The sequence below is a fragment of the Streptococcus danieliae genome (genome assembly GCF_009767945.1).
Lineage (GTDB): Bacteria > Bacillota > Bacilli > Lactobacillales > Streptococcaceae > Streptococcus > Streptococcus danieliae.
On the sequence record NZ_WSRS01000094.1, the window covers coordinates 1 to 6,511 of the forward strand.

Consider the following 6,511-nt stretch of genomic DNA (forward strand, 5'->3'; position numbering starts at 1 on the left):
TTTTTTTTCACTTATCAGTTTACTAGGAATTGCTTTTTTTTGCACTCTGAATTACAAAAAAAGTTGCATGGAGAGCAAGCTTTCCACACAACTTATTATAGAACCTTTTTTATGAGTTTCAAACTGTTGGCCTGGAACACCATCCGCCTCATAGGTCATAAAATTGGCAAAAACAGCATCCCCATCGATATCAACCCGACCATCTTCAACGGTTGTGAAGTCCGTATTTTCTAAAAAATCACAAACTTTTGAGAAATGAGGGTTAACAGAGGCATATTTGCGAAATTCGGATCGTTCGGCAATAATCATTTACGTCCCTCTCTTTTTTCTTAGTGGCGTTGTTCCCAACTGCTATCTGACAAAATTTCCGGAATATCATGAATAGTTGTATATTTCGGTGCAGATACTTTGTTGCCGGTTAAAACTGAAACAACATAACCAACAACCAAGGAGACTGTGATTGAAATCAAAGAGTAAGCCCAGTAGTTAACCGCATCCGCTGGCAAACCATACTTAATCCAGACCATCACTAAAGTTGATACAACCAAGGCCGCATAGGCACCCTGTTTGTTAGCTTTCTTAAAGACAAAACCAAGAACGAAGACACCACCCAGAAGACCGAGCACCAAGCCCATAAATCCGTTGAACCACTCGTAGGCAGATTTAATATCTGAGTGAGCCATAATAATGGAAACAACAACAGAGAAAATACCAACTAGAAGGGATACAACCTGAGCAATACGAGTCCGACGTTTATCAGACATATCTTTGGAAAGAACCTCTTGAATATCCAGTGTCCAAGAAGTTGCCACAGAGTTCAAACCAGTTGAGATGGTTGACTGTGCTGCTGCATAAATCGCTGCCAGAATAATTCCTGTAACCCCTACTGGCAATTGATAAGCGATAAAGTACATGAAAATTTGGTCTTGTGCAACATCATCGATAGCACCTTGACCTGCATTCTGTACCTTGTAAAAGACATACAAACCGGTACCAATCAAGTAGAAAATAGTTGCGATACCAAGTGAAAGAGCACCATTGGTGAACATCATCTTATTGAGTTTTTTGATGTTTTGCGTGGTTGTAAAACGTTGAACCAAGTCTTGTGAAGAAGCGTAGGAAGAGAAAATGGTCAAACCAGACCCAAATACGATAAGGGCAATGGAGCCAGAAAGAATATTTGGATCAAAGATTTTTTCTGTTGGAGCAACAAATTTACCATTAGCCAATTCATGAGCAATGGCTCCAAAGCCACCATCAATGTCTTTCAAGAGAACAAAGAGGGCAATCAAAACACCACCAATTAAGACAACCCCTTGAATAAAGTCTGTCCACAATACAGATTTAATCCCACCTGTATAGGAATAGATAATCGCGATAGCCCCCATCAATATGATGAGAATATTAATGTCAATTCCCGTCAAGGCTGCTAATCCAAACGATGGCAGATACATGATGATCGACATCCGACCAAGTTGGTAAACAATGAAAAGAACTGCTGCAATAACCCGAAGGAAGCGCGAATCAAAACGTCTTTCCAAATAGTCATAGGCCGTATCAATATCCATCCGAGCAAATATCGGCAGAACAAATCGAATAGCTAGCGGAATCGCAATCAGCATCCCCAATTGAGCAAACCATAAAATCCAACTTCCTGCATAAGAGTTACCAGCCAAGCCCAGAAATGAGATTGGACTTAACATGGTGGCAAACAAGGAAACCGAAGTAACATACCAGGGAACCGAACCATCTCCTTTGAAAAATTCCTTCCCTTTCATCTCCTTTTTGGAAAAATACAGACCTGCTATGAGAACCGCTACCAAATAGGCAATCAAGACAAATAAGTCTATTGAAGTAAAGCCTGTTGTATTCATAATTAAATCTCCATTTTAGACACGGATTCTTTGTGAGAATTTTAATCACAAGAATCTTGCTCTAGCAGCTTGGATGAGTTCTGCAGCTGCTTTTGCAATCTGCTTATCATCCTCGTTTAGTGGTTCAAGTGGCTGACGTACAGAACCCAAGTCAAGGTTATCATTGAGGCGAAGAACCTCTTTTGCAACCGCATACATATTTGCACGACCAGAAACCATTTTATAGATGACTTCATTAATGGCATACTGGAGCTCTTTCGCCACCTGCAATTCTTTTTCAGCAATTAATTGATCCAATTTCAAGAACAAATCTGGCATTACACCATAAGTCCCACCGATACCAGCTTCCGCTCCCATGAGACGACCACCCAAGAATTGTTCATCTGGTCCATTAAAGACAATGTAATCCTCTCCACCAGCAGCTACAAACATTTGAATGTCTTGAACCGGCATAGAAGAGTTTTTAACACCGATTACGCGAGGATTTTTCCGCATTTCTGCATATAGACTGCCTGTCAGAGCAACACCTGCTAATTGTGGAATATTGTAAATGATAAAGTCTGTGTTTGGTGCTGCCTCGCTCATCGCATTCCAATAAGCTGCGATGGAGTACTCTGGCAATTTGAAGTAGATTGGCGGAATTGCAGCGATAGCATCGACGCCAAGTTCCTCAGAATGTTTTGCCAACTCAACACTATCCTTGGTATTATTGCAGGCTACATGGTTAATGACTGTCAATTTTCCTTTAGCCACTTCCATAACTGCTTCAATAATTTGCTTGCGGTCTTCAATACTTTGGTAGATGCATTCTCCTGAAGAACCATTAACATAGATTCCTTGGACTCCTTTGTCAATGTAGTATTGCACAAGCTCTTTAACCCGCTCTTGGCTAACTTCTCCTTGATCATCATAACAAGCATAGAATGCTGGAATAACACCTTTGTATTTCGCTAAATCTCTCATTATAGTTCTCCTTACTATTTGTGAAGCGTTTGAATAAAACGTTGGGCAATTTCTTTGGGACGAGTGATGGCTCCTCCAATTACAACGCTTGTAACTCCCAAAGAGTAGACTTTCAGTAATTGCTCTGGTGTATGAATACGCCCCTCTGCAATCACAGGTAACTGAGCTTCTGCTAGCTGTTTCATGAGACCAAAATCAGGCCCTTCCAACTTAGGACTTTCGTCTGTATAACCTGATAGGGTGGTTCCGATAAAATCCGCTCCGGCTTCAAAAGCGATAATCCCTTCTTGGAAAGTACTGATATCTGCCATCAGCAATTGATTGGGGTATTTTTCCTTCACTTGTTTGATAAAGTCTTTCACTTCAAGGCCATCATAACGCGGTCGCTGTGTGGCATCAAAGGCAATGACCGTTGTCTGACAAGCGACAAGTTCATCAATCTCCTTCATCGTTGCTGTGATATAAGGCTCTTGCGGAGGATAGTCACGTTTGATCAACCCAATTATTGGCAAATCCGTCACCTTTTGAATGGCTTCAATATCTCGAACGGAGTTCGCTCGAATCCCTACAGCACCTGCTTCTTCCGCCGCTTTGGCCAGATAAGGCATCAAGCTAAATTGCTCCTCGTACAAAGGCTCACCTGGCAAGGCTTGACAAGAAACAATCACACCACCTTGGACTTGTTCTAAAAATGTATCCCTTATCCAATCTTGTCTCATTTTATTCCTCCTTATGAATTATGGTTTTGTCGTAATAGAACCTTCTTTCTTTATCATCCAGGAAGTAGGAAAACAAGCAATCCGTCATCAGTAAGATTGGAAACTGCGGTGAAATCCTATTTCCATAAGCAAGATTTTGAGCGGAAGCCAACAGAAGTAATTCATCACAAAAATCATAATCATCAAAATTTTTCGTCGTCATTAAAACTGTCTTGGCACCGTTCTTCTTCGCTGTCTGCAAAGCTTGAGTAATCGACTTTGTTTTACCAGATATCGATGCTGCAATCACAAGACAAGATTCATCTACAAGAAGACTATTCCATAAAATCATATCGTCTTCATCCATCACCTCACCCATGATTCCCAGTCGCATGAATCGAACTTTCATTTCCTTTAGAGCCAGGGCAGAGCTCCCCTTAGCATAGAAATAAATCTTCGACGATGATTCGATTAAATTCTGAATCCGTTCTAACTTTGACTCATCCAACACTAAATAGTTTTTGCGTAACATTTCTTCATAATCAGACAAGACATTTTGAGTCCAGGCCTTATAAACCATAGCTTCCTGCCCCTGCTCATTTCCTTATACTGATAAAGAAATTCTCTAAAACCACTAAACCCACATTTCTTCGAAAAACGAGTCAAACTTGCTTTAGAAACATGAAGTTCCTCACATAAAAATTGGGTTGTTACGTGTTCAAGTTTTCTATTATTTAAAAAATAAGCCGCTATATCTCTTTCAGTTGCAGTCATTTTATCGAGATTTGATTCTATAATGGGAATCAGTTCTTTTTGGATTACCATTGGGAGACCTCCACACGAAGTAAACGTTTACATTTATGATTGTAGCACTCCGTGTTCCGTATTACAATAGTTTATATCAAAACAGAAACTAGTTTCTTTACATTTTTACGGATAGGTTTTTACTACGGAAAACTAGCCATATTAACCTAGATTAAATTCTAGATAATGAACCAACAAGTTCGAAATACTCTGTCTAAAAATCGCTCCTAATACTGTATTAACAAGGTTTTCAAATACCAGCAGAAAGGTCACATCACCAGACAACTGAAATCCTCCATTTGTCCCGCAAAACACTTTTTGACATTTTTCTGTTCCGTATTTCAGAGTTGGATGGTAAGAAAAAAATCCAGAGGCGACAATCTCTGGATTTTTCTGCTCTTCAGCTATTTCATTTACAAGCTTTCACCACTAAACTCAAGCCCCCCCTTCTTCAATCTCGCTTTTTCTTTTCAGACCAGAAACTCGCTCCTAATCCTAGGAAGCCTAGAATTTCTGCCCACAAGCTGGCCTGGCTGCCGGTTTTCGGCAGACTCTTAGCTGCCAGTTCTAACTGCAACGACTTTGCAAGAGCTTGGTCCGACTGGATTGAGAATCCTTCTTGCGCTGGCGATTTCATCGCCAGCCGGGATTGACTGACCACCACAGCTGGTTTAGCTGACTTGCTAGTAGGCATTTGTTCCACCGGTTTTTCTGCAGAATTTACTGGCGGAGGGGTTGGCTCTAGCGAGTGCTCCTTGCGGATCCAGAGTACAGTCGCGGTCAGAGGTGCCAGGCGGACTTCTGTATCCAGGAGGGTTACACCGACTGGGTGCTCCAGTGGTTGCAGGCCAGCCCGCTGTCCGTCGACCAAGACCAGGGGAGTAGAGCTGGCTGCATAGGCAAAGGAACGCTCCTTTCGGTCGGCATTGACCAGGACCACATAGCGGTCACCGTCCTCAGCCTCCAACTCATAGCCCAAGACCAAGTCCTCCTCCTGCACCCCGTTTTGGCCTGGGATTGTCAAGAGGCGCATACGCTGCTCAATGGCCGCTTTTTGCCCGAGGCGGAAGACCTCAACCGCCCTCCTCAATTGGATTAAGCCTTTGGTATATTCTTTGGTAGCAAGATTCAAGGGGTAGGCTGCCCCGTCCTCGACCTTGGACCAATCAAAACGGTTAATGCTATCGCTCGAATCATAGGAATCGTGAATAAAGTAAGGATAGTCAAAAGGCGAACCATCTGCCTTGGTCAGCAAGTGGGCCTTGTTAGGAATCCGGTCTTCTGAGACAGGCTGGCGGTAAGCAGGATCACGGAACTGCTTGGTCCGGCCATACTCCTGACCTGAGTGGAGGAAGGGGATTCCCTGGGCTGTTAAAATCAGCAGATTGCCTAAGCGAAGCCGTTGGTGGATTTCCTGCTCACTCGCCGCATCTGCCGGATCCTTACGAATGGACTGGGCAATGACATCAAACAGGGTTAGATTATCATGCGCCGCAATGTACTGAATCACGTCCGTTGGCTGGTCAGCCTCAAAATTGCTAGGCTGGGCCTTAAGGTTTTGGAAGATCTGGGTCACCTTTTTCGGTCCTGTCGTTAGGAAGGCTGGTGCCCCCTCATTGGGATAGCCAGACTTGAGGCTATTACGGATATCATCTGAAAAGACGGCAACCCCATTGGTGTCCTTCATCCAGTCTTGATCCGCTGCTTGCTGGGGACTATCTGCATCCCCAGTGTAGGTGCGCCAGCCTTCACCCAGAAGGAGGACCTGTGGGTTAAGTTCCTTGGCCAAACGATAGGCCTCTGCGATGCTGGCTGCATCGTGATCTCCCATCATGTCAAAACGGAAACCATCTACCTTAAACTCTGCCATCAGATACAAAATGGAATCTGTCAAAATCCGGCGACTCATGTAGTGGGTGGTCCCTAGACGACCGCCACCAAAACTGGTTCGTGGAGTTCCATCCTGGTCCATAAAATGGTGGGCACCTCTAAAAACCAGAAGTATTCCGTCATATAAAAAAAGAAGGGACTCTTGCCCTCCAATTTCCAGCAAAAGTCCCTGTATTTCCTACTTTTCTATCCCGATTATCGGGAGAATTCTGATTTTTGGGCGCACTAAGCCCATGTATTCAAATTCAGTCGTTTGATCTGTTCAAAACGACAAATATTGTA

Annotated in this window: 7 protein-coding genes; all 7 read right to left on the reverse strand. The window is 43.1% G+C overall.

What is annotated here, in order from left to right; translation table 11 throughout:
• Window positions 1-51: 51 nt before the first annotated feature.
• The gene (locus E5983_RS08170) at window positions 52-309 is read right to left on the reverse strand and encodes a YhcH/YjgK/YiaL family protein (RefSeq protein ID WP_160333362.1); all 258 of its coding nucleotides are present in this window, start codon (window positions 307-309) and stop codon (window positions 52-54) included.
• 20 nt (window positions 310-329) lie between these two features.
• Entirely contained in the window at window positions 330-1,874 is a 1,545-nt protein-coding gene (locus tag E5983_RS08175) for a sodium:solute symporter family protein (RefSeq protein ID WP_160333363.1), read from the reverse strand.
• 45 nt (window positions 1,875-1,919) lie between these two features.
• Window positions 1,920-2,837 (reverse strand): dihydrodipicolinate synthase family protein, encoded by a 918-nt coding sequence (locus E5983_RS08180; protein WP_160333364.1) that lies wholly within the window; start codon window positions 2,835-2,837, stop codon window positions 1,920-1,922.
• Between the two features lie 14 nt (window positions 2,838-2,851).
• Complete coding sequence (locus E5983_RS08185) at window positions 2,852-3,556, reverse strand: N-acetylmannosamine-6-phosphate 2-epimerase (protein ID WP_160333365.1); 705 nt, start codon at window positions 3,554-3,556, stop codon at window positions 2,852-2,854.
• 1 nt (window position 3,557) lies between these two features.
• Complete coding sequence (locus E5983_RS08190; protein ID WP_331251106.1) at window positions 3,558-4,115, reverse strand: SIS domain-containing protein; 558 nt, start codon at window positions 4,113-4,115, stop codon at window positions 3,558-3,560.
• A complete protein-coding gene (locus E5983_RS10135) occupies window positions 4,046-4,360 on the reverse strand; it encodes a MurR/RpiR family transcriptional regulator (RefSeq protein WP_331251107.1) in 315 nt (104 codons plus the stop codon). The genes E5983_RS08190 and E5983_RS10135 overlap by 70 nt, the downstream gene beginning before the upstream one ends.
• 430 nt (window positions 4,361-4,790) lie before the next feature.
• Window positions 4,791-6,392 (reverse strand): LPXTG cell wall anchor domain-containing protein, encoded by a 1,602-nt coding sequence (locus E5983_RS08195; protein WP_202056632.1) that lies wholly within the window; start codon window positions 6,390-6,392, stop codon window positions 4,791-4,793.
• Between the last annotated feature and the right edge of the window lie 119 nt (window positions 6,393-6,511).